The following is a 25,589-nucleotide window of genomic DNA, read 5'->3' on the forward strand; positions in this document are numbered from 1 at the left end:
ATGCACGGACTCGTTGGCCCGTTCGGCGGCAATCACGCGTCGGTCGCCTACCCCCTGCCTCCCAGCCACCAGAATCCCCGTCGGTGAAGGGGGGATCTGACACCCCAGGAGGCGGACGACGTGGTGCTCTCTCGGCGCGAACTCATGAAAGGGGCCACCGCAGGTGGACTCCTGCTCGGGTTTCCCGGACTCACCGTGCAGTACCAGGCCACGGCCGCACCACCGTCAAAACCCCTGGCCGAAGCCGTCGCGGATGCCTGCGCCCGCCTCGCCGACCAGGGCTGGCGCACCCTGCTGCGCACCGTCACTCGCGGAGCGCTGGACATCGGCGCCGCTGACCTGGCCGCCGAGCTGGCCAAGCCCATCTCTTCACTCGACCGCTCCGTACCCGGCTTCGAGACTTCGCCCCGGTCCTCCCGGCACGGGGCATCGAGCCCGGCAACCCGGCGCGGAGCCTGCTCTACCACGCGTTCGCATCGGCGGGTGTGCTCACTGACGGCCGCGACCGCGCGCTCGGCACTTTCCCCACCCTCGCGGAGACCGAGGCCGTCGAGAACTACGTCTACGGCGTTCGCCCGCCCACCCTCGACCGACTCCGGGAGATCGCCGGGGACAACCCCCTCGGGGTCGCAGTCTTCGCTCTCGACTACCGCGACGCCACCGGATCCGTACACGGCCGCCACGCCGACCTGTGCTTTTCCCGGACCGGCATCACCCGCATGGGCCGCGGGCCCACACTACGACGCCCGTGGCCGCCAGTTCGCTTCGCTGGACCCGAAGCGGCCGTTCGTCTTCCACAGTCCTCACTTTGCTGAATGAGAAGTGACGATGGGAGCGGTTGCAGCGCAGTCTGCACGCCCCGGGCATCGTCGAACTCGCTCATCTGCAGCGTGTCCGGGTTGGCGGAGAACTCGATCAGCCACGAGCCTGCCGAGCCGTGGGTGTAGGCGACCACGAAGTACACCGCCTGAGCAGTACCCGCGTCCGAAGCTGCTTCCCGACGAAGGCGCGGCAGTGGACCGGCGCGGCCGCTCTCTGGGAATCCCGTCCCAGCCAGGGCTCCGCACCGGCCCACCCACCGACCCGCCGGTCAGGGGGCGTCGATGAGTACCCGGCCGTCGGTCGGCACGGTTGCCGCGAGCCCGTTCGCGTACGCGTTCTGCACGCGGGACCGCTCCGTCGCGTTGGGCACGGCGTTGGTGCAGGCCGTCCCGGCGCTGGACCCGGACATCAGCTGGGAGCACGGCCCCGGCTTGGTGTCCGGGAGGCCCAGGCTGTGGCCCAGCTCGTGCGCAGCGATGCGCGTCTTGTCGTACCCCTGGCTCACGGCCTGCGCGCCGAGTTCGACTCGGACCTGTCGCCCCGGACGGACCGGGCCGAGGGTGGCCTGCGGCCAGCCGGTGGTGGCCACGATGACGATCTCGGCCCGGGCCCCGGGCGCGGCCTCCACCAGCCGTACGTTACTGACGTTCGCGTTCCAGGAAGCGACCCCGGCCGCGATGGCCGCTTCCCAGCCACCGGCCCTGCTGTCGTCGTAACGGAGTGTCACTACCGCTGCGGCGGCATCCGGTATGGGCGCGGGTGCCGCTGTCGCGGCGGTTGCCGCCGCGAGGACCAGCGCGGCGGCGGAGGTGCCGACTTTCAGCCAGGTGCCCAGAGACATGGTCGTCTTCCTTCATGCGTGGGGGGACCCGGCCCCTCGGCGGAGCCGGGGCACTGGAGACGCCGCCACCGCCCGCCTGTGGCCCGCGAGTTCGGACAGCCGCCCCTCCGGAGCCCTAAGAAGGTAGCCCCGCACCCCACTGGCCCGTCATGCACCTGTCAGCCAATTCCCGCAGGCACTCCAGCCGATGCCCGGTCAGCGGGCGGCACCATCCAGGGGCTCGCGCGGCCGCCCTCGGCGAGCGGGCCACGGACGGCCGCGTCGGCGTAGCCATACGGCTACCGGACGGCCCGGCCGCAAAATCAAGGTCCGAACAGGCACGCCCATGACAGCCAGCCACCTTGGCGATTGACGCTGGCCGGCAGCAGCTCAGTCAACGCGTGACAGCCATGACCACCAGCACCGCTGCAGGCAGGGGCAGCAGGGACATCCGTCCCGTCCCGGCTGACGCCCATCTGGTGCCGCCGCCGCACCCATTCACACGCTGGGGCGGTGGCTGTCCGATCAGCGGCGCAGACGCAGCTGATCGTCCGGCGTGGTCTGTGTGAGACCCCAGTAGGGACCGTCGCCGGGTACGGTCTCGGTCAGGCCGAGCCGCGTGTTGGCCTTCGCGAGCCCCTTCGCGCCGCCGATGGCGTTCCACAGGGCGTCCGCCGCCGTGTTGTCGCTGTTCTCGATCATGACCGTTGCCTGCCGGCGTTCCTGGGCGGTCAGCGCCCGCCCGTCGTCGGCCGCCTGCAGCAGCAGGGCGGCCAGGATGTCGACTTTGACGATGCTGGCGGTGTCGAACTCGTGATCGTCGGCGCCGGCGGTGCCGGCCGACGCCCTTGCGCCGGTGGACAGGTCCAGCACCGCCACGGCCGCGTTCCCTCCGGCCCCCGCCGCGGCCTCCCGTACCGCGGTTCCGACGTCTGCCGCGAGCGCAGCCTGGCGGTCGGCCTGGGCGTCGGTCTGAGGGGACGTCGTCGCCGACGGACTCGGTAGCTCGGTCACGGCGGCGGCGGTCCGCACCGGATTCCCGCCCGCCTGAGGCCCTGACGGCGCGTGGGTGAAGCCGATCGCAGCGGTCAGCGCGGTCACCGTGCCGATCGCGAGGTAGCGGGGTATCCGAGACGGGGAAGAGTGCCTGTGCCGTGCCATGGGGCGACGCCGGGAATCCGGGATGGGAAACACGTTTGCGTCAGCTCTGGATCCGCTGTGAAGGCGCCCGGTTCACCACGTGACGGGCAACCCCGCCGAAGCCCCCGGCCGATCGACCGTGCGCGCTGAACGTCCAGCGGCAGGTCGTCCCGTAACTGTGTGCTGGTTCCGCCCTCTGATCACGGGGGGCGTCCAGGACCTCGACCAAAGGCCGTCAGGAGCGCTTCGCGTCCGCACACTCGCCTGCTGGTGATGTTGCGCTGTGAATGAAAGGCCTTGGCCGTCGATCGGTGCCGAGACTAGCTTTGCCGCCATGCGCGAGTTAATCACCGAAGACCGCAGGACGTTGGCGGTGGAGGAATGGGGGGACCCCACCGGGACACCGGTCGTCTACCTACACGGCAGCCCAATGAGCCGACTGGCCAGATACCCGAACGATTCCCTGTTCCACGAGCTCGGCGTTCGGCTGATCACCTATGACCGGCCCGGGTTCGGGGGCTCCACACCGCACCCGGGGCGTCGGATCATCGATGCCGCCGCCGATGTCGCCGCCATCACCGCCGCACTCGGCCTGCACCGCCTCGCGGTGTTCGGGGTGTCTGGGGGCGGCCCGCATGCCATGGCTTTCGCCGCCCGGTATCCCGAACGAGTGACCCGGCTGGGGACGCTGGCGAGCCCGGCGCCGCGTGACGCGGCTGGGCTGGACTGGACCGCCGGCATGAGCGAGGGCAACCGCCGCAGCGCCGCCGTGGCGCTGACCGGGAGGCAGGCCGTCACGGAACACCTGGCAAACCTCGGAACGGCCAATTTCCCGACGCTGCCGGAGATCGAGCAAGCGGTCCTTTCTCGACCGGAGATCAGCGCGATGATGGGCCCGGCGTTCGCCGAAGCAGTCCGGCCGGGGCTGGACGGCTGGGCGGACGACGTCACCGCCATCTTCGGCACGGAGTGGGGGTTCAACCCGGCAGACATCACAGTTCCGACGCGGCTCTGGCACGGTGGACTCGACACCCTGGTGCCCCCTGCGCACGGCGAGTGGCTCGCCGCACGCATGCCCACCGCGACACTGATCAGACAAGCCGATGCCGGGCACGGCGGCCACTTCGACGCCACCCCCGCGATGCTCGCCTGGCTGATCAGCGACATCAACGACGAAGCCCACTCCCCCGGAAGCTGACCTCAAGATCACAAGTGCGGCGGCGCGCTGACCGGCCCTCGAAGGCCGCCGCGCCGCCGCTTTCCCGCACACCCGTGTCCGGCCGGGCGCAGTTTTTGCTGCCTGCGCATCGGCCCGGATCCGAGTTCCCAGGCAGGCAGGTCGGCAGGCCAAGGGCGAGACCGGAGGCGGTCCTGGCCGACAAGACATCCCACGCGGATAAGCGTCACACTCGTCCCGCGCAATCCGTTCGCACCTGCGTCGGCGCGGGATCCGGGCGGTGATCCCGCAGCCCGCCGACCAGGCCGCCAACCGCAAGCGCCTTGGCCGACTCGGCGGCCGCCCGCCGGCCTTCGACCGCGAGGCCTACAAGGCAACGGAACACCGTCGAACGCTGCATCAACGAGCTCAAGCAATGGCGCGGCCTGGCCACCCGCTACGACAAGACCACCGCCATCCACCTCGCCGTCATCCACATCCGGTCAGCCAGGTGATCCAAAGAAGACGGCCTAGTCCCGTCGGTCCGGCGCATCGTCCAGCAGGGCCGCCAGGGCGACATGCCGTGCGTAGCGCTTGCCCGCGAAGCGGCGCAGTCCGTCGTCCAGGCGCCGCATCGAGGGCAGGGGATCCTCCCGCTTGTCGAATTGCAGCGACATGCCCGCCCGGTTCTTGACCCCGGTAACGAACCCGGGCGGGATCTTCACCTCGTGCCGCAGTGAGGCCGAAACTTCCCATTGGCGCTCATTGCCCGATCCGTTCACCAGGGGCTTGACCGTGATGCGCTCGACGTCCGTCCAGGGGAACGACCACTCCTGATCCTGCACACGACACCTCAGTCGCTCACCCGTGAGCGTGACGACCCGCTGGAGCGGCGGCAGCCTCGCTATGAAGGGCAACGCCACCATGGTCATCACGAAGCCGAGCACCAGGAACGCCGCGAACCAGACCCAGCCGGCCCACTCCACGAACATACTGCTCACCATCAGCAAGGCGCCGATCGCCATGACCCACAGCCAGACGGCCGCCGCCTTGCCCCGCTGCCGGACCAGGCCCGCGCGTACCTCCACCACATGAGGATCGGAGCCCCCCGGGACCGACTCGTCCTGCTTCCGCCGTGCGTCCGCCTCCGTCAACGGCGCCGTTCTCGGCGCCGTCGTCGGTACGGCATCGGGGCTCGGGGCGGGAGCGGGCCTCGGCGCCGCATCCTCCGCGTCGTCCCCGTTCAGTCGGTCCAGGACCTGGGACGCCGACGGACGCCGCTCCGGCGCCTTCTCCAAGCACCCGGCCACCACACCCCGCAGTCCGTCCGGAACCCTGTCGAGGCGAGGCTCGTCGTGCACCACCCGGTACAGCAACGCGGGCACGCTGCCCTCGCCGAACGGCCCGTCCCCGGTCGCCGCGAACGCCAGCACCGCACCCAGCGAGAAGATGTCGCTCGACGGCCCGACCCGTCCGCCCGACGCCTGTTCGGGGCTCATGAAGCCGGGCGTGCCGATGACCAGCCCCGTGTCGGTGAGCGTCGTGGCACCCTCCGCCGCCTTCGAGATGCCGAAGTCTATGACCCTGGGGCCGTCCCCGGTGACCAGGATGTTCGACGGCTTCAGGTCCCGGTGGACGAGTCCGGTCCGGTGGATGGCCTCCAGGGCCTCGGCGAGGCCGGCGGCCAAGGACCGTAACTCCCGCGCCCCCAGTGGACCCCGGTCGTGCACGAGCGAGCTCAGATCGGGCGCCTCGATGTAGTCGCTGGCGACCCACGGCATCGCGCCGTCCGGGTCGGCGTCCACGATCGGCGCGGTCCAGAAGCCGCCCACGCTCCGCGCGGCGGCCACCTCGCGTCGGAACCGCTCGCGAAATCCGGGATCGGCGGCGATCTGAGGGCGTATCACCTTCACCGCCAGTCGACGGCCGCTGCGGGACACCCCGAGGAAGACCTGGCCCATCCCTCCCTCACCGAGCCGCGCGGACAGACGGTACGGCCCGATCGAGGCCGGGTCCTCCGGCATCAACTTCTGCACGACTCCCCCGTTTTCATCCCAAGGGGCCTGGAATCCCCCGACTGCTCGAGAAGCCAAGCCTCCCAGGGATGCTGCCGCGGGGGCTAGGCCGTCTCTTTCGGATCTTGCCGGGTCCGTGCCGCCCGGCAGCACGCCGAGGCACGGCACGGGACGACGCGGACCTGACCGACAAGATCCGAAAGAGACGATCTGGCCGCGTGCGAGGGTGGGGGTGGCCCACGACCTTGCCCATGAAGTCGACCGGGAGAGCAGGTGGCGGTCGCTTTGGAAAGGCTGAAGGAACTGCTGGGCGAGCCGACCTGTTGGGGCTGGGCACCCTCAGGGCGCTGGGGGCGGTCGAAGTACTCGGCGCGACCGGACCGATCCTGCCTCCGCCGGCCTTGGAGCTGTTCGCGACCGCAGTCGTCTGAGGGTCGGGCAGCCGGTGGGGCGAGCCCGACCGCTGGTGGGGCCGGCCTGGAGGCTGTACCGGGACCCGTACATCCTGGCCGTGCCGGGCGCGGGCGTACCGCCTGACGGCCCGCGGGGACGTCGCAGGGGCCGGACCCGGCGGGTCCGGCCCCTGTGGCCGTGTGTGGAGCGTCAGTTCTTGACGGGCTCCATGCAGAGGACGAACTTGTCCGTCTCGAGCTGCTGCGCGAGAGCGACCTCGGCCACGCCCTCGCACTTGTCGATGTCGAAGGTGTTGTCTACGACCTTGACGACCTTGTAGAGGTCGGCCACCTTCTCGGTGCAGCCCTTGCTCTCGACCTTGGGGTCGTTCTCCGGGCCGGTGACGACGACGCAGTCGCCGGCCTCCGCGTGCACCGGGGCCTCGCCCGTCAGGTGGGGAAGGCCCAGGCGCCAGAACAGTGCGACCGCGATCACCACGACGACGCCGAGGATCTTCCTCCCCAGGCCGTTCTTCTTCTTCGCGGGCTCGGACGGCGCGACGGGGGCGTCGAACGGGCCGGGGGCGGCGGGCTGCTCGGGGGTCTGCGGCGCGGGAGGCGTGGCCATGGAGGATTCCTTGGGGACGTGTACACGATCGAACGCGCGTACGTTACCGGCTCCTGGAACCACAAAAGGGACTCCCCCCTTCCGTTTCCCGATCAGATACCGAGTCGTGATCCTGTCGACCCGTCAGGGCCGCGCCGCCGGATCCCGGCCGCCCACCGGCGGGCCCCGGGCCCCGAGGCCGGCGTCGAGGACTCCTACCGGGCGTGGCCGAGGAGCCGGCCCCAGCGCGGTTCAGCGGTGGTTGCGCAGAATCGCGCTCGCGAGGGGGCGGGTTGTTACGGCCAGCCCTGCTTCACCTTGGCGGGTGCGGTGTTCCAGCTCTTGGGTATGAAGGTGATGACGTAGGTTCCGCGGTCGAAGTCCGTGTATCCGGAGGACCAGTTGCGGAACTTGCTCTCATATACCTGCATGGGCCCCATACCGCCTTCCGGCGAGTGGTAGTGGTTGGCATGGGTCCATATGGTGTTTTCAGGGTTTGTTTCTTTCTGGTCCCCGAACCAGCCGTAGTCGAAGTTGACATAGCTTTCGCCGGGCTTGGCGGGGCTGCGTGAGGTGTTCCGGTCCTTCGACATGTCGACGAGGCCTGTGTTCTGGTTGGGGCGGAAGGCGTCGGGGTCCCCGTACTTCCGCTTGTCGGAGGAGCTCCGGGGGTCCTGCCCGCTCCAGAAGTGCTTCGAGTAGATGACCGCCTTCATCTTGGACGGGTCGTGGTTGCCCCCGTTCCTGTCCTTGAAGGACGGGGTGTTCCTCAGGGCCGAGTAGAAGTTCGAACGGCTGTCTTCGGCAGCGAGAGCGTCGTCGTTCTTTGCGAGCTCCGCCTTGAGGCTGCTCAGATAGGTGCTCTCGTCATGGGCGCTTTCCAGGGCCTTGTTCATGACGGATGCCACATCTCGAGCCCGGTTGAACCCCTTTGTCTCGTCAAAGCTTTGCTTGGCTATGCGCCCCTCGAACTCCGCCCGCGTCTCGCCCGGCCGGGGGCTGGTGTTCACCAGAGCGTTCCGGTGCTTCTCCTCGTCGAAGGACGCAAAGGCCAGTTTGTTCGTCGGATAGGGACCTGAATTGACCCAGGTGACGCCGACGCACCCGTAGGACAGCTGCTCCCGCTGCTGTTCGGTCATCTGCTGCACTCGTCCGTCGCGGTGGCTGTATGCCTGCTGCCACTTGCGTATGTAGTTGCTGATCCCCGTGGTGGCCCTGTCTCCATGGGCCCGGTATGCGTCGGGCATGCGGTCCAGCGGCTCGGCAGGCGGCGTCACCCTGTCGCCGGCCGCGGCGGAGGCCCGGAGGGACTCGGTGGCGTTCGGCAGGTCCCCGCCGGGGGTCCTGCCCGGCCGCCCCAGGTCCAGGGCCTCTTCGTTCAGCGCGTTGATGAACCTGACGTCATCCGCTGTCAGGCCGTTGCTGTCGGCATAGGAACCCTTCCCGTCGCCGGTACCGCCGGCTGCCTGACTGACGGAAGGCGCGAGACCAGCGGTGCACAGCACGATGCCCACTGTGGTGAGGGCGAGGAACCCTGAACGTTTGTACATGAAAGCCTGGAATTCCTTTCATTGAAAAGTGACATGAGAGAGCGCGAAGCATCTGCGCAGCAGCAGAAAAGAGCTGCCGAAGCCGGCATGCTCCTGACTCCCGCTTTTGCCTCGACGAGTCCGGGAGCGGCAAGAGACCGGCACCGGCCGGGATTTCGCTGCTCCTGCTCCGGCTCCCGAATGGATAGTCAGGTCGTACGAGAAGTGATCATGTCCCGGCGCCGATTCCTCGACAACACTGCGCCTCCACATTCGGCCAGCAGGCCAATGGGGTGGTATTCGGTCATGCGGACCGGACCTGCCTGTGCCGGTACATGCAGCGGCAGCGTTCTCCTGACCCCTGTCGCACGATCCGTGGCGCGACCGGAGCCGGCCGCCTCGAAAGCCCCGCGGAATGGCCTGTGGCGGCGCTGTCAGCCGCGCCGGGAATGGCGGGCGCAGGGCGGCGATAGGGGCGCGGGAGCTCCGGCCGACGCGTGCGGAACTCCGGAATGACGCGGCCCTGCCCGCCGGGAGGACCGCAAGGTCTTCGCCACTCTCCCTTGCGATCCTCGGCCGGCTCACTGCCGGCCCAGCTCTGTCATGAGCCGTCGTCTTCCGCAGAACGGCCGGTAAAGCCCTCTCCGTGCTCAGTTCCCGGCGAGGCCGCCGGCGGCGGCGTGCGCGGTGTCCCGGGAAGCCGGTGTGGGCTTCTGCGTGAGGGGTCAGCCGATACGGACGGTGATCGCGGGGAGGGGGATGTCGGAAAGGTTCACTTGCAGCCCGGTCAGGGCCAGGTAGGTCTGCGAGTCGGTCAGGGCGGAGTCGGTGGACGGCGCCTGGGACTTGCCGCGCGTACTCACCAGCAGGTACCAGCCCCCGCGCTTGTAGCTGCGGGAGGCATCGGGGTGGTCGCCCTTCGGGTTCCGGTTCAGCGTCCAGCCCTGGCGCTCCAGGTCCGCGCAGACCGCGTCCACCTCCGACTGCGCGGCATTCTTCTCACGGACGGCCGTCCAGCCCGTCCTCTTCGAGTCGGCGCCGGCCGCGACGGTCGGGCGGCCCTGCGCCGGGTCGAGGCCCGCCGCGCCGACCGCGGTCCGGATCACCTCGTCCACGGCGTCCCGGGTGAGGGGCGGTGACGTGGGCTCCGGTGCGGGCTCCGCCGCGGACAAGGACGGCGTCGGCGCGGGCGCGGGAGCGCCCAGGTGGATGCGCCCGTCGTCGTTTATCTGAACGTGGTCCGGCGCGACCACGGCGGCCAGACTCACGATCAAGGTCGCGGCCAGCCCGATCCACACCCTCTTCAACAGCGCGTTCAACGTGAAACTCCCCCCGAGTGATCAATCAGAGGGAGTTTCACACATCCTGCCCGACGCCCGGCAGCCCCGACCTGTTCCTGAGCCGCGCCGCGGGGCACTGCGTCCGCCACGGCGTCCCGGACGACGAGTCGCCATCGAGGACCAGGACGCCGGACAACCGACCGGGCCGCCGCACCCTTTACGTGCCCCCTGCCGTCGCGGTTACCTGGAGCGTCGCACACGTACGAGCCACGGGGGCGGGCATGGCGGGCCGGCACGGGGGATGGGTACGCGGGCTCTGGCGGACCGCAGTGGCGCTGGCCGCACCGCCGCTGGCCGCGGCCCTGGCGTTCGGGGTGGCGTGGGAGTCGGCGTACGGGTCGCTGGGCGACTGGGGATTCTTCCTCGGCGGGCTGCTGCTCCCACTGGTCCTGCTCGGCTGGCACGCCGCCCTCGCAGCGCGGCGAGGGGCCTCGCTCATCGCGCTGTCCGCTCTCCCTGCCGGTCTCGGAGCCGTCCTGGCACTCGCGTCCGTGGGGCACAGCGCGCTGGAGGACCGGGGCGTCGAGATCAGCTGCCTGGTGCTCAAGGTCACCGAGCACACCGAGACGGAATCCTCAATGGACGCCGAGGGACACTGGACCTCCACGACCCGGACCTCGTACGACCACCGCCTGGACTGCCCCGCGGGTGGCCCGGAACACCTGGACACCCCCTCGCGGCTCGCGAAGGAGGGCGAGTCGCTGGCGGTGGTGCACGACCCGCAGGGCAAGGTCTCCCCGCGGGCCGCCGGGGACGTCCACGGCCGGGGTCTGCGCATCGCAGCCGAGGTGGCGGTCGGGGTGGCGGTGCTCCTGGGGCTGGCGGGCGGAATCAAGGAGGCGTACCGGAAGCGGCGCCGGAGGCCGCGGAGGCCGGCCGGGTGGTGAGACGCCCGTCCGGGGGGCGGCACCCTCCAGGCGTTCCGCCACACCCGCCCACGGCGCCTTCGACCTCGCCGTACGTGGTGGGCACGAGCGGGGCGGGGCGGGCACACCGTCGGGGTGGTGACGTAAGCGAACCCTGAGCCCTGGCCGGACGCGTGACGAGACGTGAGCGGGATCGACCTGTGATTCCCGCACCCGGGTGCACCCTGTACGGTCAGGCCTCGGTCCGGCGGCGCGGTCGCTCGGTGGCGGCGTTGCCGATGCTCCGGTCCGGGCGGCGGGCGCGAGCGGGTACGGCACCTCGTACCCCTTCCAGGCGCCGGACGGCGCCGGACGGCGGCGGCGGGTCGGCGCTGGGGCGGTAGCCGGGAAAGGACCCGCGGCCACGGGCGGAAAGCGCGCTGCTGCATCTTCTGCAGGCGGGTCGAGCCCGCCGTCCGCGCGCGGACGTTCCCGCGGCGGTCCGAGCGCAAAGGGTCCGCCTCCCGAAGGACGCCTCCTCACTCGTCATGAGAACACGTCGGAAGGCGGACTCGTGTTCCCGCCCCTCCCGGGATTCCTGCCCCGAACGTGCTCACGGGGAGGGGACGGCGTCCTTCGGGGAGGTGTGCCAGTTGGTGACGATCGGCTTGTCGACGGTGATGGTGCCGACGGGCAGGGAGACCGGATCGGGGTCGCCGTTTCCGATGGCGACGATGATGCTGTCCAGTTCCTTGCCGCCGTTCGCGCCGGTGGTCTTCGGGTTCACCCCTGCGTACGCGGTGGTGTTCCCGGAAAGTGTGATCTGTGTGCCGGTGGACTGCTCGGCGGGGCCGGCCTCCGTGCCGTCGGATCCGAACGCAACGGTCGGATGAACGGCGGGCAGGGTACAAGTGATGCCCGGCTTCGCCTTCGCGGCGACCAGAATGTATCCGCCGGCCTGGGTCTCGGACTTGGTGCTCCAGGAGATGTCGTTGGCGCCGCAGACCTGCCCGACCTGCTTCTGCCCGCCGCCGGCGCCGCCGTTCTTGTTGTCCTTGCCCGTGCCCCCGGAGGCCCCGGCGGTGGCCGCGGGTGAGGCGGACGGCGTGGCAGCGCCCGCAGCCGCAGTGGCGGAGCCAGAGGCAGAGGCGGAGGCAGAGGTCTGGGGGGCGCCGGCATCCGCGCCCGCGTCGCCGTCCTGGCAGGCCGTCAGGAGCATTGCTCCGCCCACGAGAACCGTAGTGACGAGGGAGGCCTTACGGCGGTTGCCAGACATGAGATGAATCCCCTTTTGCGGTCGTTGGTCGCGGCCGGGGTGGTCCGACCCGGCGCTGCATGATGACTATGCGGGGACTGCGGGCCGGCTCAGGGCGATGTACTCGTTCCCGGACAACGCTGTCGCAGACCGGTGACATGATCGCGACGAACGGTGCCAGAGCGCGGCCGACGAGGGTCAGGGCCTCGCGTTCCCGGTCGGTGATGCCGTCGCCCACCGCCCAGCGGGCCCGGGCAGCGGCCGCAGGTGCGGGAGCGGCGGTGGCCGCCGGGGCGGGCGCGGCCGAGGCAGTCACCGCCCGGGCGCCGGCCGGGGCGGGGGCCTTGGCGGCCGCGGTGACGGCGGCGACGGCCTGGTCCACGCCGACCCCGGCGTGGTGGGCGTCGGTGACGATTCGGGCGACGTCGATCCCGGCGGCGTCAAGGCGGCCCATCGCGGCCGCGATGTCCGGCCACGCCGGGGACGCCAGGATCGCGTCGCGCACCAGGCCCTCGGACATCACCGTCTTCCTCCAAAAGGCGGGCGGGGCGGGCCTGGAAAACACCGAGGACCTCGACCTCGCCAACGTCCACGGTGCAGAGCAGACCCTGGTAGAGGTGGCGGTACGGCTCCGAACGGAGCAGAAGACGATCCCGGTCGGGGTGGCGGTCAGGGCACGGGCACAGCGGAGCGGGCCGCTGCCGAGTCGGCTACGGCCCCGCCCGCGGTCGGCAGCGCCACGGGACTGGGAGCAGCCCGTCCGAAGGCGGGCTCCCCGCATCCGAAGGCGGCTCCCCGCAGTGGCCATTGCACCCCTCTTCCGGGTGAGGCCCACCGTTGATGCGCTGAACGGGTGTGAGCCGCACCAGGACAGCGTGCTCGCGTCCGGGTGCGGCGCTGCCAGGGCGTTCCCAGGCGGCGGGGTTCAGAAGGAGCAGACCACTCGTCGCTTTTCGCGTGGAAGGTCCCGCCCCCCGTCGGCCGACGGCCGTACTCCGTCTTCCCCGGCGCGCACGCCGGCCCGTCTGTGACGGTGTCGCTGACGGCGCCGGCCGCCCGGTGTGTCCCTCGACCCCGGCAGGCTCCGGCGCTGTTCAATCGAGGCATGACCAAGCGCGACGACTCCGCTCTGTTCGGCAACCGATTCCTGACGGTGCCCGCCCCCTCGGAGACCTTCCCCGAGGAAGGCATGGCCGCGACGGACGCGATGAGGCTCGTGGATGTGGATCTCGCCATGGAGGGCGACCCGCAGCGCAACCTCGCCACGTTTGTCACCACGTGGATGGAGCCGGAGGCCCAACGGCTGATCGCCGAGAACCTTCACCGCAATTTCATCGACCATGCCGAGTACCCCATTTCCGCCGAGATCGAGCAGCGCTGCGTGCGCATGCTCGCGGACCTCTTCCACGCGCCCGGCAGGACGACCGGATGTCGGACCCAGGGCTCGTCCGAGGCGATCATGCTCGGCGCGCTGTCGTTGAAGTGGAAGTGGCGCGAGCGCCGCCAGGCAGCCGGCCTTTCGACCGACCGGCCCAACCTGGTTTTCGGGGGTGACGTCCACGTCGTGTGGGAGAAGTTCTGCCGCTACTTCGACGTCGAGCCGCGGATCGTGCCGCTCGCCGAGGACAAGTACACGATCGGCCCGGAGGACGTGGAGCCCCACCTCGACGAGAACACGATCGGCGTCGTCGCCGTCCTCGGCACCACGTTCACCGGCCACAAGGACGATGTCGTCGGGATCGACAAGCTCCTGCGGGACGTTCGCAAGAAGCGGGACCTCGATATTCCGATCCATGTCGACGGCGCCAGCGGCGCATTTGTCTGGCCCTTCCTCTACCCGGACTCGAAATGGGACTTCCGGCTTGAGCAGGTCCGTTCGATCAACGTCTCGGGACACAAATACGGACTGGTCTACCCCGGCATCGGATGGCTGGTCTTCCGCGAAGAGGCCGACCTCGCCAAGGACCTCGTCTTCTACGAGAACTACCTGGGCAAGACCGACGCGACGTTCACGCTGAACTTCTCCACCGGTGCGTCGATGGTGCTCGCGCAGTACTACAACTTCGTGCGGCTCGGCCGCCAGGGCTACACCTACGTCATGAAGGCGATGCAGGAGAACGCCCGCGCACTGGCGGACAACCTGCGCAGCAGCGGCCGCTTCGAAGTGATCGGCAGCGACCTTGAGCAGCTGCCGCTGGTCGCTTTCCGTCTCGCCGGCAAGCACGCTTACGACGAGTCCGACATCGCCTGGCAGCTCTCGGCCGAGCGGGGCTGGATGGTGCCGGCATACACCCTCCCGCCCAACGCGGAACGGGTGAAGATCCTGCGCGCCCTGGTCAAGGAGACCCTGAGCCGCGAACAGGTCGACCGCCTGACCCAGGACATCGCCGACGCATGTCGCACGCTGGACGACAAGGGAGCGACCCACAGCATCGAGCGGACCCAGGTCAAGCGCGGTACCGGCTACTGACGCACTGTGACGAAATGGTCTTCCGAGCGACCGGCAATCGACGACCCCTGCCGTTACCTGTCCTGCGCGGTCAGGAGCAGGACCAAGGCCTTGGACGAGTGGTCCCGAGCACCGTGGCCACCGCTTCGGCGGACATGCCGTCGTCACACAGCGCGCCGGCCGCCGCCCGGCCCAACCGGGCGGCGATCCGCTCCAGCACAACGGCGGCGCGCAGCGGGGTCCCCTGCCTCGCTTCCAGGGGGCTTCTGCGGCACGTGGCGGCATGCGCCGCTGGTCACCCCCGGATCAGTCACACCTACTGTGACCGTGCCCTCCAGGTGGCCCGTTCAGCCAGGTATGCACTCAACGGGAAGCGCCCCGGGCCGCCTCCCTCTTAGGGCCCGTCTTGTCGATCAGGTCGGTCGGCCCAGGTTGTCCGGTGCGGTGCATCGCAAGGCGGAGAAACGCAGCTCGTACTTGGCCGTACTCGCGCATTTCGACAACGCGGCGAGGTGCCGTGCCGGGCAAGCCGGGTCCGGCCTGATCGGCAAGACGGGCCTAGCGGCCAACGGTGCTCCAGTCGGCAGGGGCGGGCGGCACCGAGCGCCCGGCGACGTGATCGCGGAGGCGCCGGGTGAGTTCCGGCAGGTCGGAGGCCGGGAAGCTCACCTGGAGCAGATGGATCCCGAACTGCGACGGGAGGTCCTCCTCGAACATCGCCGCGTCCATCGGCTTGATCTTCACGTCCCACGCGCCGGGCGCTGCCCAGTGCGTCATCCGCACGTAGAACGCGTCCCGCGGGCCGGCATTCGCAACGGCCGAGAGGAAGGCCAGTCCGCTCTCGACGGGGAAGTCGATGAGCATCCAGCCCCGTCGGGACTCGACCCATTCCGCCATATGCGGCAGTTTCTCCGGCCAGGCCACGTTGCTTTCCGCGATGTCCTGGCAGGAGGTGAAGGTGTCGAATCCGCACTCCCAGATCGCCTGGATCGCGGGTGCGAGCTCTTCGTCGATCTGGGCGCTGCAGCTGCCCCACCGGACGAGAACGGTGGGGTGCGTACCTTCGTAAGACGTCATCGCAGGAGCATAGGAGCCCACTACGACATCGAAGCGTCGGGGCCCCCGAACCGTACGGCACGCTCACCCCGGGCCAAGCAGAAGGTTCGGACCACGCCGAATGCCGCGCTAATCACAGGTGTGGAACGTGCACAAGCGCAGCTCGACGACCTCTGGTAGCTGCAGGATCTGCTCCTTGAGCCTGTCCTGGCTCTGCCCTTCCGCGAAGGTGTCGGGCATCTTCACGTCGAGTACGAACTGACCAGGCCTGCGCTCATAGACCGAGACCCGCGTGGCGCCGAAGTCTCGCAGCCGTTCCCTGCGCTGATGGAAGTCCCTGTTGAAGTTCCGATCGTGAACCCGGGTGCTGATGTCGAGTGTCGCGCTGAACCACGGTGGCGGTTCGTTCTCCGGGTCCGGCGGCTGGAGGTAGAACGCTGCCACGACCGTCGCAGCCACGAGGGGAGCGGCCACCGCCAGCCATGCGTCCGGGCGGTTGCCGGGCGCCGCGAAGGCTGCGACGAGCAGCAACAGGGCCGCCGGGATGAACAGGATCATGCCGATGACGGCGCCGATCATCGCCCAGGCCAGCAGGCCCATCCCGACGACGAGACAGGCTCGGGCGAACAGCTTCGGCCGGTCCCGCATCAGGAGCGGGACTGCGACCGCAGCAGCGCTGATGATGAACAACGCGGCCAGGTAGGGGCCGATCACGAGCCCGAAGGCCGCCACCATGCCTGCCACCACGACCGCCGCCAACGCCCACCCCCATTGCCGGGCGGACACCCTCTGAGCTTCCCCCACCACAAACCCTCCACCTGAACGCGTTCAATTGAACGTGTTCAAGGTATGCGTGGCCAGGGTGGCCTGGCAAGGGGTGACCGAGCGCCGCAGTCAGGGGCCCTGGGTCTCGTGCTCCGGTCCGGGGCGGCCCTACAGCGAGGCCACAGGCCAGTGACCTGGAACTGTTTCCTGAGGAGTGCGGTGTGGAGGACATCTCGGTGGCCGGCGCGGCGGTGGAGGGACTTGACGAGTTCCGGGAGGAGCCGACCGGTCACTGCTCCCGGATGTTGGGCACCTATGCCGAGGCCGAGGACGCTGTGCAGGAGACGCCGGTCCGGGCATGGCGGAGCGTCGACCGCTTCGAGGGGCGGGCCGCACTGATTCCGCGGGGCGCCCTGGGCTTTTCGGCTCGCGAGGTCGCCGACCTGCAGGGCTCCACCGTCGCGTCGGCCAACATGGCCTTGCAAAGGGGCAAGCGCCACACGGGCCGACCGTTGCCCGGCAGCGGACGTCCCGGCCGCCCGGCCCTGCGACCACAGGGTCCGTCAACTGCTGGCCCAGCGATACGCCACGGCTTTCTCCGATCGACGCCTGGTCGTCTCCACTCCCCCGGCGGCCCGGGCGCCGTCATCGGTCACCCCGCAGCCGCAGCCCGTCCCCGCCGAACCGGGGCACTTCATCGACGGTCGCGTCCAGGCGCACGTACCGGATCGGGCGCCGGCCCCAAGATCTGTGCCAGAAGCGAGCTTTGGCAGCCCTGAGGTACTTACCAGGGCAGCATCGGGGTGCTCCTGGTGAAAGTCGTGGTCATGCCGCAGATATCCAAGGTCGATTGGTGCGCGGCGATCCGGCGTGATCACCGCGCGGGCATGAGCTGAGAGCGCCGCCAAGGCCCGCCGAGCGCCCGAGGCGCGACTCGACTGCCCGCCTCAGGGCTGGCGCCGAGAGGCAAACAGCCGGCCGGGGGCAGCCCTGAGGGGCCGGCTCATTTTCGCCAGAAGAGGTGGTGCATCACCCCGCTCTGGCTCGGAACGACCTCCAGGTGGAACCGGTCGAGCAGCTCATCCGGTGACTCCCAGAGTCGTACCCCGGACCCGAGCTTCACCGGTGAGACCGCCACGTGCAGGGTGTCGACGAGGTCGGCGTCGAGGAACTGCCGGATGGTGGTGGCCCCGCCGCCGAGTCGGACGTCCTTGCCCTGCGCCGCTTCCCGCGCCAGTTCGAGGACTGTGGCAGGGTCGCCGTCGACGAAATGGAACGTGGTGTCGGAGAGCGTGAACGAAGGGCGCTTGTGGTGAGTCAGGACGAATACCGGGGTGTGGAACGGGGGCTCGTCACCCCACCAGCCCTGCCACTCATGGTTGCGCCAGGGCCCTCGCTGGGGCCCGAACTTGTTGCGGCCCATGATCTCGGCGCCGATGTTGCGGGCGTAGTCCCGCGTGAGGTAATCGTCGAGGCCCCGGCTCCCCCCGGGGTCGGTGCGCATGGGCCAGCTCGCGGTCGCGCCGGCCCAGGAGAACAGCCTCTCTGGATCGACATGTCCGAATGGCCTCTCGAGGGTCTGGTCCTCGCCGGCGCCGATCCCGTCACTCGAGACGTTGAAGTTCTGGACTCTCAGCAGCTGAGCCACGTGCTCCTCCTGTGTGGTCGGTCAACGATGATGAGACTTGCCGGACCAGGAAAACTCATCGCTGCCTCCGCGACCGGCCTTGAACTGGACTGCCCAATGTCCCTACCTACGAGGTTTGCGGGTTCCTGTCGCGAGAAGGGCGTCCGACACTGCGGAGCCTTTCACTTTCTGCTCGGTCATCGAGTGAGGACGGCAGGGCGTACGCGGTCTCACTAGAACCTGACTCCTCGTATTCGAACATCGAGGCAAACTCTGCTCCGGCCGGATCCGAGGAAGCAGCTGCCGCCGAGGCGGTGACGTGACCGTCCGGCTCGCGGGCGCCTGGCGTCGAGGGCGCCCACGAGAAGGGCGGGGTGGAGGGTCGGATCGGCTGCTTCCGCCGCAACCACGTGACCGCGGTGCCCGAGGTCGACTCGCTGGCCGAGCTGAACGAACTGGTCGACCAGTGGGACCTTCATGACCGGCGGCGCCGGATCGGTTCGCGGCCGCGGCCGCGGACCATCGACGAGTACTTCGAGGTCTAGCGGCCGCTGCTGATGCCACTGCCGGAGGACCCTTCGAACGGGCCGGCTCTCCGCGGCAGTCAAGGCGCAGAACGGATCCGGGATCGCCGGGGGCCTGCGGCTCGTGATTGATATTGCTCGCGCAAAAGACCGTTCATGCAGGATCAGAGCGTCCAGGAACGGCCTGGAACGTTCCCGCCACGGTGAACGCGTTGGCGATCGGCTCGATGAGCGAGGTGAAGCGGCGGGCACCCGCGGTGCCGATCGGCGCCCACAGCGCGGCGCAGTGCTCGTCCGTTTCCACTTCGATGCGCTCGCGTGCCGCACTGCCGGCGTCGGTCACCACGCCGTGGGAGTCGAGCCAGCCGCGCGCGACGAGGCGTGAAGTCGCTGCGCTCCACTCCTCGTCGTCCCACTGACGGGTCGCTCGCGCGAGAGCCGTCGGGAGGCGGCCGGTTGCGGTGTGCAGAACGAGGCAGTCGCAGGGCCCGAGGCCGTTGTCGGCGAGTACGACGAGATGGGCGTCGCCGCGCCACTCGCGCGCCACCGTGATCTGCTGCCACAGTGCGACAAGAGGATCGGATGGAAGCGCGACCGAGGCGTTCGCGGCGGCCAGCACCTTGCCGGCGTAGTCGGCACCGGCGACGACCGGGTCGATCAGCAAGCGCGCCTCGGCAAGATGGTCGTCCGTGAGATGTACGTTGACGCGCCGCATCGCCCGACCGGCGGCCAGGAAACGGGCGGCCTGCCACCGCTCAGGCGGCGCGGCGTCCCACACGCCCGCCATGGCCCGCACTGCCCGCGGGCTGAAGTTGTAGAAGGCCGCGAGCGTGACTTGCCACGGAACCGCGCCCATCGCGGCCGACCGGAAGGCCAGATATGCCGGCCCGCGGTCGGTCACGCCGAGTGCGGCGGCCTCCTCGGCGCTCTCGGGGGCAAGGTAGATGAACAGGTGGGCGGCGCTGACGGCGCGGCTGACGTCACGGACGGCGTTCAGGTCCATCGGGCCGTCGTCGAGGAGGGCGGAGTCGGGAAGGTCGTCGAGGTGCATGGCGGTGGTGTCTCCGGGGAGTCGGGCGTCGCTGTCAGGCGGATGTTTCGGCAGTGGCGATCAACACGGCGCGACCGAGGGTGTGACCGGCCACGTTGTGGCGTTGGCCGGGACGCCCGTGGCAAGGATGCCGACGGCGTGCACCACGACGAAGTGACGGTGCGGGTCGTGTCCGGCCTGCGGGGCGGCGCCGGTGCAGTGGGCCACGCGGGCGTCATTGGGCAACTGGTAGGCGCCCGCGGGCAGTTGTGAGCCGGTGCCGTCGCCGGCGCTCTCGGGGAGCTCGGTGACGGTGGCGGGGATACCGGCGACCGCCCAGTGCCAGAACCCAAACCCGGACCCGGTGACGGCGTAGCCCTGGGTGCTGTCCGGGCGCCGCCGAAAGGGTCGTTGGCAGCCACGGCGGTCGTTCCTTTCTGGACGAGGTCGTTCTCACCAGCTACTGAATCGACAGTAACACGGATAATCGATTATCTAGTGGATCGTCTAGGATGGGCTCATGACTCAGACGGCGCACTCCTCCACCCCGCCGGGGAAGCAGATGCTTTCCGAGCAGGTCTACGCACACCTGCGAGACGCGATCATGCGCGGGGACCACTTGCCCGGCGCCCCCCTCAAGCCGCAGGATCTTGCCAAGGAGCAGGGCGTGAGCCTGGCCGTGGTGCGCGAGGCGCTCGTGCGGGTGGTCGGCGAGGGGCTCGCCGACCGGCTGCCCAACCGCGGTTTCGCGGTCCCGTCCTTCTCCGACCGCCGCTGGCAGGAGATCGCGGAAGCCCGCCGGACCGTCGAACCGGCCGTACTGCGCATGTCCATCGAACGCGGCGACATCGACTGGGAGGCCCGTGTGCGGGCCGCCCACCATCGTCTGGTGCGCACTCCGGCGTACGTGCCGCAGGAGAGCGAGTACTACACAACCGCTTGGGCCGAGGCTCACAGGGCCTTCCACCGCACCTTGCTGGAGGGGTGTGACAACAGCGCGCTGCTGGAGACCTTCGACCGGTTGTGGACCGCGAGTGAGCTGGCCCGCCGTTGGTCGGCGCACCGCAACCCCGACCGGGACGGCGCCATGGAACATCGCAGGCTGGAGGAGGCGGCGCTGGCCCGCGACGCCGACACCGCAGCCGCGCTCCTGGTCCAGCACCTCACCTTGACCGCGGCTGCTCTGACCGACGATTCAGGCCTCTGAGGAGGATCGGGTCCTCTGGGCGCCGCAGCCCGGGAGGCCGCCGGAGCGGACGGGGACGGGGACTGTGTCTCGTCCGCTGAAGGTGCCGACCGCGGCCGCCGCCGTGAGCGCCGCAGCACCACTGGCTCGCGCATGGTGCCGGCCGGACGGCCTCCATGCCGGCTTCGCCGCCGGGCCCCGGAGCTGTCGGGCCCCGGGAGAGGCCCGGCTCCAGGCGGGTCGGGGCCGGTCGGTCAGGCGGTGCCGGACGCCAGTCCGGCGCGGTGGGCCAGGACGACCGCCTGGACCCGGTCGCGCAGGCCGAGTTTGGCCAGGATCCGTGAGACGTAGGTCTTGACGGTCTCCGGGGCGATGAAGAGGGCTTCGGCGATCTCCGCGTTCGACAGGCCCTCGGCCACCTGCCGGAACACCTCCAACTCGCGCGGTGTCAGTGCCTTGACGGCCTTCTCGCGTTCGGGGTCGGTGGGGCGGATGTGCTCGGCGAAATGGCCGATGAGGTGGCGGGTGACCGCGGGCGCGAGCAGGGCCTCGCCCCGGGCCACCGTCCGGATCCCGTTGACCAGCTCGGCCGTGGGTGCGTCCTTGAGGAGGAAGCCGCTCGCTCCGGCCCTGAGGGCGTCGTACACGTACGCGTCGACGTTGAAGGTGGTGACGACCAGGACCTTCGGCGGGTCCTCGGCATCGGGTCCGGCCAGTTGCGAGGTGGCCCGGATGCCGTCGAGCAGGGGCATCCGGATGTCCATCACGACCACGTCGGGACGCAGCCGCCGCGCGGCCTGGACCGCCTCGTGCCCGTTCTCGGCCTCGCCGACGACCTCCATGTCGGGCTGCGCGGAGAAGATGGTCACATAGCCTGTGCGCACCAGTGCCTGGTCGTCGCAGACGAGTACGCGGATCGGCGGCGGCGCGTCGCTCTGGCTCACGGGGCTACTCCTGCAAGGGTTTGGTGGGAATCGTGGCGCGGACCTCGAATCCGCCCTCGGGCCGGGGTCCGGCCTCCAGTTGACCATCGAGCATCCGCACCCGGGCGCGCAGCCCGGCAAGACCTCGCCCGCCGTGCGGTCCCGGCCCGTCCGGTCCCGGCCCGTGCGGTACTGCTGCGGCCTGCGGGGAGCCGGCAGATCCGTCGGTGATCGCCGTGATCTCGATGCGTTCCCCGCCGTGGTGGACCAAGACCCGTGTCGGCTGCCCGGCCGCGTACTTCATCGCGTTGGTGAGCGCCTCCTGCACCACACGGTAGGCGGCCAGTTCCACGTCCACCGGCTGCGGCCGCCGCTCGCCCTGCTCGCTGAACTCGACCGGCTGGCCGGATCTGCGGGCCCCTTCGACGAGGTCCGTCACCCGCCCCAGCGTCGGGGCCCGCTCCGCACGCGCCGCCTCTCCGGCCGCGCTCTCGCCGGTCGCCTCCAGCACGCCGAGCAGATACCTCAGCTCCCTCAGCGCCCGCCGCCCGGTGTCGCTGACGGCAACCAGCCCCTCTCCGGCCCGCTCCGGCGCGGAAGTGATCAGGAACTGTGCCGCGTCGGCCTGGACCACCATGGCCGTCACGTGGTGGGTGACCACGTCGTGCAACTCGCGGGCGATCCGGGCCCGCTCGGCCGCCGTGGCCACCTCGGCGGCCAGCCGCCGCCGCTCCGCCTCCTGCGCCCTGCGCACGCGCACGCTGCTCCCCACCAGCCAGATCGCGGCCAGAGTCAGATAGAAGGCGGAGTAGTCCGCGACGCCCAGCGGTGAGCCGAGACGGTTCAGGACGTAGGCCAGGGCGATGTAGCCCGCACTCGCTGCGGCCGCCGTGCTCCGGCGGAGGCGGACCTGATGGGACCCGGCCGAGTACAGCGCGATGTACAGACCCACGCTGCCGAACGTCGTCGCGAAGCCCAGCGCCTGGTGCGCGGCGAACGCAGCGGCGACGACGGCCAGACAGGCGGCGGGCCACCGGCGCCGGGCCGCCAGCGGCAGGGTCTGGGCCAGGGTCAGCACGACGCTCAGTACGCTCGCCGGCCGCTCGGGCAGATCGCCGATCTGCGCGCCGATGTTCGACAGGGTCGGCGCGAAGGCGAGCAGCGCGAGCACCAGGGCCAGCACACGGTCCTGGAAGGAGGCGCCCTCTTCCCTCCACCGGTTGAGCGGCGCCCGGAGCCATGAGAGGCCCGAAGCCTCCTGACGGTACGTCACTTCCGTATCCTCCGGTCGGTCTGTGTCAGTGCCGGGCCCGCCGCCGGGGCAGCAGGTTGCCGCCCCGGCGGGCGAGGACGAACATCGGGACGGTGATCAGCACGCTGAGGAGGATGGGCACGACCGATGCCTCCAGGCCGAAGATACCGCCGGTCAGCAGCGACGAGCCGTGGGCCTCCACCGTGAACAGGCCGTCGGGGGTGTGCCCGGAGACCGGAACACCGGCCAGCTGCTGAACGGTGTTCCAGGCGAAGTGCAGGCCCGCCACGAACCAGATGCTGCGCCGCCACATGTACGCGGCGCCGAGCATCACACCCGCCTGCAGAGCGATCGCCAGCGCGCTCCACAGGCCGGCTCCCGCCCCGCCCAGATGGGCGGCACCGAAGAACACCGCGGTCACCGCGATGGCGATCCGGCTGCCCCACCGCTGCTCCAGGCCCTGCAGGAACAGACCGCGGAACATCAGCTCCTCGGTGACTGCAGTACCGATCTGCACCATGACCGCGGACCCGACGACCGGAAGCAGGCTCTTCCCGGCCCAGGAGAAGGAATAGCCCCCGAACAACGAGATCAGCAGCAGGGACACGAGGATGAAGCCCAGACCGATCGCACCGCCGAGCAGCGCCTCGCGCAGCGCGCCGGGCCGGGCGATCTCCGGCGTGGCACGCCCCGCGAGCCGGCGCATCACCAGCGCGTACACGGCCACCGCGGCGGCCGCACCCAGCACCGGCACCGGACCGGGCCCCGTCGCGGTCACACTCGCGACCAGCCCGACCCCGACCAGCCCGGTCACCGTCCAGCCGAGCGGGGAGCGCAGGATCCTGCCGAAACGGCCGCCCCGACCAACCGGCTCGGTGTCCGGACCGGGGTCCGCTTCGTGCTTCGCAGTGGATGTCGTACTCATGATGGCCTCCCCTGTGGCGGTGGTCGCACCGGCGGCGACCTGACAACCACGCTAGGAATCCGGAGGCGTCCGCGAATCACCCGCCGATGGACAGCCCTGGTAGCTCTCACGGGGGATGCGCCGCACCTGCCAACCCGTTCCAGCCCTCTCAACCGTCGTTCGGCGGGTGTGACCAGGGTGCAGCGCTCTATGGCGAGCTTGCGTTCGGTGCGGTCCGGCAGTCGCACCCAGAGGTAGGCGTTGGCCGCGTCCACGCCGATCCAGCCGCTGCTGACTTGGACGACTTCGCCTTCGTACGTCGCGGGGGTATGGAGTGGGCGACGACCAGTGCGCTTCGGCAGGCGTTCTTGTTCCAGCAGTGCGTCTGCCACACCGTTTCGTCTGTGGTTCCAAGACCAACGATGCCGCGCTCAGCGCTGATAGGTCCCGACCAGGGTGCCGGAGGCCAGCTCCCTGCCCTTCAGTGCACGGTGCACGTCCTCGACGCCCGGGCGGTCGTGCAGCCGAAGCGTCTCGGACAAGGCGTACAGGCGGAAGACGTACCGGTGCGGCCCGTGCCCCTCGGGCGGCATCGGCCCTCCCCAACCGACACGCCCGAACCCGTTCGGCCACGGCAGGCCGCCATGGGGCTTCTGGTCCTCCGCCACCCCGGTCGTCCCCGGATCGATGCCGGTCACCAGCCAGTGCAGGAAGGTCTTCCCCGGCGCGTCCGGGTCCTCGCACAGGAGCACCAGCTCCGTGGCCTCCTGGGGTACCCCCGACCAGGTCAGGGGCGGTGAGATGTTCTCCCCCTCCCCGCTGTACCGGCGGGGAATCACCTGATGGTCGTCGAACGCGGTGCTGCTGAGTTCAATTCCGCTCATGCGCGCGGCCATACCCGCAGGCGACGGCGCCGGTACCGCTTCGCCTCCCAAAACCCCCGTTCGGCCGAGCCACCCGGCCCAGCGGAACGGGCATCGAGACAATCAGCTCTCCGTCATCGCGGCAGCCCGGCAGGTCCGGTGCGCTGGGGCCGGCGTCCGACGACGTTGTTCCGCAAGCAGATCAGCCCTTCGCTTCGCGGACGTCCTTTCCCTGCTCGGCGAACGCCTTGAAGTCCTGCATGTGCTGTTGCGACTGCTTGCGGAAGGCGCCGGGCATCAGGAGCCCCACCAGTCGCATCAGCAAGCCGCTGAACCGGTACTCGTTCTCGCTCTCCCAGAGCGTCGTTTCCGGGCCGGCCTCGGTCAGCCGGTCGCGCACGGCGCTCCACATGCCCTCGCCGACGATCTCGCGGTCGAAGCGAACGACGCTCCATTTCGGGATCCCTTCCAGGTCTGGCGGTTCCCGGCGCGTGATCGTCTCGGTGCACTCGATCGTCCGCTGCCCCATCTGCATCACGACCCGCGACTTGGTACCGACCTGCCCGTGCACGCCACTCAGTGGTTCGTGCAGCACCAGGCCGCGCAGCCACTTCGGCAGGTGTGCCGGGTCGGCGAGCAGCTGGACCACTCTCTCCCGCGGCAGGGCGATCTCGATCGAGACGGTGTACTTCATGCCGGAGCCCTCCAGGTCATCGCCAGATCAGATACATGATCGTTCTCACCGACCGCTGCACCGATGCTCCCGAGGTCGTGCAGATCCTCGTGGGCTTGGGGCCTGCGGGCAGTGAAGCAGGGGCTCCTATAGCCCGCGGGCTGTCCTGCCGGGGTCCTGCCCGCGTTCGGCAGCGCCACGGGGGCCGGGAGCAGCCCGTCCGAAGACCGCCCTCCTCGGTGGCCATTGCACCCCTGTTCCAGGTGGTGAATGGCATTGACGCGCTCGAACGCGGCGGCGCCCCCCCCCCCCCCCCCGCGGCCCGGGGGGGGGGCCCGCCGGGGGGGGGGGGGCGCCCCCCCACGCCGCTGTCGGGGCCGAGGCCACCGAGCGTGCCAGAGTCCACTCCGAGGCGG

General features: G+C 70.1%; 22 protein-coding genes and 3 pseudogenes. 7 read left to right on the forward strand and 18 right to left on the reverse strand.

Translation table 11 applies throughout. The features are described 5' to 3' along the window. Positions 1-1,090 precede the first annotated feature (1,090 nt). Complete coding sequence (locus ACWGE1_RS18360; protein ID WP_453421532.1) at positions 1,091-1,663, reverse strand: snapalysin family zinc-dependent metalloprotease; 573 nt, start codon at positions 1,661-1,663, stop codon at positions 1,091-1,093. Positions 1,664-2,167: 504 nt separating this feature from the next. After that, positions 2,168-2,803 carry a hypothetical protein gene (locus tag ACWGE1_RS18365; protein ID WP_453421533.1) on the reverse strand — a complete coding sequence of 212 codons (636 nt, stop codon included), beginning with the start codon at positions 2,801-2,803 and terminating at the stop codon, positions 2,168-2,170. A 313-nt stretch (positions 2,804-3,116) separates the two neighbouring features. Here ACWGE1_RS18365 and ACWGE1_RS18370 point away from each other — a divergent pair, with 313 nt between their 5' ends. Then, positions 3,117-3,980, forward strand: coding sequence for an alpha/beta fold hydrolase (locus ACWGE1_RS18370; protein ID WP_453421534.1), 864 nt, complete (start codon positions 3,117-3,119; stop codon positions 3,978-3,980). 128 nt (positions 3,981-4,108) lie between these two features. Continuing rightward, a pseudogene (locus tag ACWGE1_RS18375) lies at positions 4,109-4,453 on the forward strand (transposase); the annotation flags it as partial. 15 nt (positions 4,454-4,468) lie between these two features. On the opposite strand, the gene ACWGE1_RS18380 reads toward ACWGE1_RS18375, so the two are convergent. From ACWGE1_RS18380 to ACWGE1_RS18395, 4 genes are all read right to left on the reverse strand, one after another. After that, positions 4,469-5,974, reverse strand: coding sequence for a bifunctional serine/threonine protein kinase/MFS transporter (locus tag ACWGE1_RS18380; RefSeq protein WP_453421535.1), 1,506 nt, complete (start codon positions 5,972-5,974; stop codon positions 4,469-4,471). Between the two features lie 582 nt (positions 5,975-6,556). Continuing rightward, a complete protein-coding gene (locus ACWGE1_RS18385; protein WP_453421536.1) occupies positions 6,557-6,973 on the reverse strand; it encodes an LppU/SCO3897 family protein in 417 nt (138 codons plus the stop codon). A 275-nt stretch (positions 6,974-7,248) separates the two neighbouring features. Beyond that, on the reverse strand, positions 7,249-8,502 hold the full coding sequence (locus ACWGE1_RS18390) for a protein-glutamine gamma-glutamyltransferase (RefSeq protein ID WP_453421537.1): 1,254 nt from the start codon (positions 8,500-8,502) through the stop codon (positions 7,249-7,251). 704 nt (positions 8,503-9,206) lie between these two features. Further along, positions 9,207-9,800 (reverse strand): hypothetical protein, encoded by a 594-nt coding sequence (locus ACWGE1_RS18395; protein WP_453421538.1) that lies wholly within the window; start codon positions 9,798-9,800, stop codon positions 9,207-9,209. 242 nt (positions 9,801-10,042) lie between these two features. Here ACWGE1_RS18395 and ACWGE1_RS18400 point away from each other — a divergent pair, with 242 nt between their 5' ends. Next, complete coding sequence (locus ACWGE1_RS18400) at positions 10,043-10,708, forward strand: hypothetical protein (protein ID WP_453421539.1); 666 nt, start codon at positions 10,043-10,045, stop codon at positions 10,706-10,708. A gap of 571 nt (positions 10,709-11,279) precedes the next feature. On the opposite strand, the gene ACWGE1_RS18405 is transcribed toward ACWGE1_RS18400, so the two are convergent. After that, a complete protein-coding gene (locus tag ACWGE1_RS18405; RefSeq protein ID WP_453421540.1) occupies positions 11,280-11,942 on the reverse strand; it encodes a hypothetical protein in 663 nt (220 codons plus the stop codon). Further along, a complete protein-coding gene (locus ACWGE1_RS18410; RefSeq protein WP_453421541.1) occupies positions 11,923-12,441 on the reverse strand; it encodes a hypothetical protein in 519 nt (172 codons plus the stop codon). Before ACWGE1_RS18410 ends, ACWGE1_RS18405 begins: the two co-directional genes overlap by 20 nt. 585 nt (positions 12,442-13,026) lie before the next feature. On the opposite strand from ACWGE1_RS18410, the gene ACWGE1_RS18415 reads away from it, so the two are divergent. Continuing rightward, positions 13,027-14,391: a glutamate decarboxylase gene (locus ACWGE1_RS18415; RefSeq protein WP_453421542.1), complete on the forward strand. Its 1,365-nt coding sequence runs from the start codon at positions 13,027-13,029 to the stop codon at positions 14,389-14,391. Between the two features lie 537 nt (positions 14,392-14,928). Here the strand turns inward: ACWGE1_RS18415 and ACWGE1_RS18420 are convergent. Together ACWGE1_RS18420 and ACWGE1_RS18425 are read right to left on the reverse strand one after the other, a co-directional pair. Further along, a complete protein-coding gene (locus ACWGE1_RS18420) occupies positions 14,929-15,447 on the reverse strand; it encodes a hypothetical protein (protein WP_453421543.1) in 519 nt (172 codons plus the stop codon). Between the two features lie 108 nt (positions 15,448-15,555). Beyond that, positions 15,556-16,161: a hypothetical protein gene (locus tag ACWGE1_RS18425; protein WP_453421544.1), complete on the reverse strand. Its 606-nt coding sequence runs from the start codon at positions 16,159-16,161 to the stop codon at positions 15,556-15,558. A gap of 251 nt (positions 16,162-16,412) precedes the next feature. Here ACWGE1_RS18425 and ACWGE1_RS18430 point away from each other — a divergent pair. Next, positions 16,413-16,589: pseudogene (locus ACWGE1_RS18430) on the forward strand (sigma factor); the annotation flags it as partial. 605 nt (positions 16,590-17,194) lie between these two features. Here the strand turns inward: ACWGE1_RS18430 and ACWGE1_RS18435 are convergent. Beyond that, entirely contained in the window at positions 17,195-17,839 is a 645-nt protein-coding gene (locus ACWGE1_RS18435) for a dihydrofolate reductase family protein (protein ID WP_453421545.1), read from the reverse strand. A gap of 353 nt (positions 17,840-18,192) precedes the next feature. Here ACWGE1_RS18435 and ACWGE1_RS18440 point away from each other — a divergent pair, with 353 nt between their 5' ends. Beyond that, positions 18,193-18,363 (forward strand): hypothetical protein, encoded by a 171-nt coding sequence (locus ACWGE1_RS18440; RefSeq protein ID WP_453421546.1) that lies wholly within the window; start codon positions 18,193-18,195, stop codon positions 18,361-18,363. Positions 18,364-18,496: 133 nt separating this feature from the next. Here ACWGE1_RS18440 and ACWGE1_RS18445 read toward each other — a convergent pair whose 3' ends face one another. After that, positions 18,497-19,393: an SCO6745 family protein gene (locus tag ACWGE1_RS18445; protein WP_453421547.1), complete on the reverse strand. Its 897-nt coding sequence runs from the start codon at positions 19,391-19,393 to the stop codon at positions 18,497-18,499. A 34-nt stretch (positions 19,394-19,427) separates the two neighbouring features. After that, a pseudogene (locus ACWGE1_RS18450) lies at positions 19,428-19,765 on the reverse strand (YbhB/YbcL family Raf kinase inhibitor-like protein); the annotation flags it as partial. 127 nt (positions 19,766-19,892) lie between these two features. Between ACWGE1_RS18450 and ACWGE1_RS18455 the strand changes: the two are divergent. After that, the gene (locus ACWGE1_RS18455) at positions 19,893-20,579 is read left to right on the forward strand and encodes a GntR family transcriptional regulator (protein ID WP_453421548.1); all 687 of its coding nucleotides are present in this window, start codon (positions 19,893-19,895) and stop codon (positions 20,577-20,579) included. Positions 20,580-20,812: 233 nt separating this feature from the next. On the opposite strand, the gene ACWGE1_RS18460 is transcribed toward ACWGE1_RS18455, so the two are convergent. From ACWGE1_RS18460 to ACWGE1_RS18480, 5 genes are all read right to left on the reverse strand, one after another. After that, positions 20,813-21,502 (reverse strand): response regulator, encoded by a 690-nt coding sequence (locus ACWGE1_RS18460; protein WP_453421549.1) that lies wholly within the window; start codon positions 21,500-21,502, stop codon positions 20,813-20,815. A gap of 4 nt (positions 21,503-21,506) precedes the next feature. Then, positions 21,507-22,754, reverse strand: coding sequence for a sensor histidine kinase (locus tag ACWGE1_RS18465; protein WP_453421550.1), 1,248 nt, complete (start codon positions 22,752-22,754; stop codon positions 21,507-21,509). A gap of 25 nt (positions 22,755-22,779) precedes the next feature. After that, the gene (locus tag ACWGE1_RS18470) at positions 22,780-23,658 is read right to left on the reverse strand and encodes a CPBP family intramembrane glutamic endopeptidase (protein WP_453421551.1); all 879 of its coding nucleotides are present in this window, start codon (positions 23,656-23,658) and stop codon (positions 22,780-22,782) included. A gap of 410 nt (positions 23,659-24,068) precedes the next feature. Beyond that, on the reverse strand, positions 24,069-24,521 hold the full coding sequence (locus tag ACWGE1_RS18475) for a YbhB/YbcL family Raf kinase inhibitor-like protein (protein WP_453421552.1): 453 nt from the start codon (positions 24,519-24,521) through the stop codon (positions 24,069-24,071). Positions 24,522-24,702: 181 nt separating this feature from the next. Continuing rightward, positions 24,703-25,194, reverse strand: a complete 492-nt coding sequence (locus ACWGE1_RS18480; RefSeq protein ID WP_453421553.1) for an SRPBCC family protein — start codon at positions 25,192-25,194, stop codon at positions 24,703-24,705. Positions 25,195-25,589 lie beyond the last annotated feature (395 nt).

Source organism: Streptomyces sp. NPDC054932 (genome assembly GCF_053610205.1).

Bases quoted from the DNA above. Each gene is read 5' to 3' on its own strand.
- ACWGE1_RS18360 (WP_453421532.1), bottom strand. From the start codon at position 1,663: ATGTCTCTGGGCACCTGGCTGAAAGTCGGCACCTCCGCCGCCGCGCTG.
- ACWGE1_RS18365 (WP_453421533.1), bottom strand. From the start codon at position 2,803: ATGGCACGGCACAGGCACTCTTCCCCGTCTCGGATACCCCGCTACCTC.
- ACWGE1_RS18370 (WP_453421534.1), top strand. From the start codon at position 3,117: ATGCGCGAGTTAATCACCGAAGACCGCAGGACGTTGGCGGTGGAGGAA.
- ACWGE1_RS18385 (WP_453421536.1), bottom strand. From the start codon at position 6,973: ATGGCCACGCCTCCCGCGCCGCAGACCCCCGAGCAGCCCGCCGCCCCC.
- ACWGE1_RS18390 (WP_453421537.1), bottom strand. From the start codon at position 8,502: ATGTACAAACGTTCAGGGTTCCTCGCCCTCACCACAGTGGGCATCGTG.
- ACWGE1_RS18400 (WP_453421539.1), top strand. From the start codon at position 10,043: ATGGCGGGCCGGCACGGGGGATGGGTACGCGGGCTCTGGCGGACCGCA.
- ACWGE1_RS18405 (WP_453421540.1), bottom strand. From the start codon at position 11,942: ATGTCTGGCAACCGCCGTAAGGCCTCCCTCGTCACTACGGTTCTCGTG.
- ACWGE1_RS18410 (WP_453421541.1), bottom strand. From the start codon at position 12,441: ATGTCCGAGGGCCTGGTGCGCGACGCGATCCTGGCGTCCCCGGCGTGG.
- ACWGE1_RS18415 (WP_453421542.1), top strand. From the start codon at position 13,027: ATGACCAAGCGCGACGACTCCGCTCTGTTCGGCAACCGATTCCTGACG.
- ACWGE1_RS18420 (WP_453421543.1), bottom strand. From the start codon at position 15,447: ATGACGTCTTACGAAGGTACGCACCCCACCGTTCTCGTCCGGTGGGGC.
- ACWGE1_RS18425 (WP_453421544.1), bottom strand. From the start codon at position 16,161: ATGGTGGCGGCCTTCGGGCTCGTGATCGGCCCCTACCTGGCCGCGTTG.
- ACWGE1_RS18445 (WP_453421547.1), bottom strand. From the start codon at position 19,393: ATGCACCTCGACGACCTTCCCGACTCCGCCCTCCTCGACGACGGCCCG.
- ACWGE1_RS18455 (WP_453421548.1), top strand. From the start codon at position 19,893: ATGACTCAGACGGCGCACTCCTCCACCCCGCCGGGGAAGCAGATGCTT.
- ACWGE1_RS18470 (WP_453421551.1), bottom strand. From the start codon at position 23,658: ATGAGTACGACATCCACTGCGAAGCACGAAGCGGACCCCGGTCCGGAC.
- ACWGE1_RS18475 (WP_453421552.1), bottom strand. From the start codon at position 24,521: ATGAGCGGAATTGAACTCAGCAGCACCGCGTTCGACGACCATCAGGTG.
- ACWGE1_RS18480 (WP_453421553.1), bottom strand. From the start codon at position 25,194: ATGAAGTACACCGTCTCGATCGAGATCGCCCTGCCGCGGGAGAGAGTG.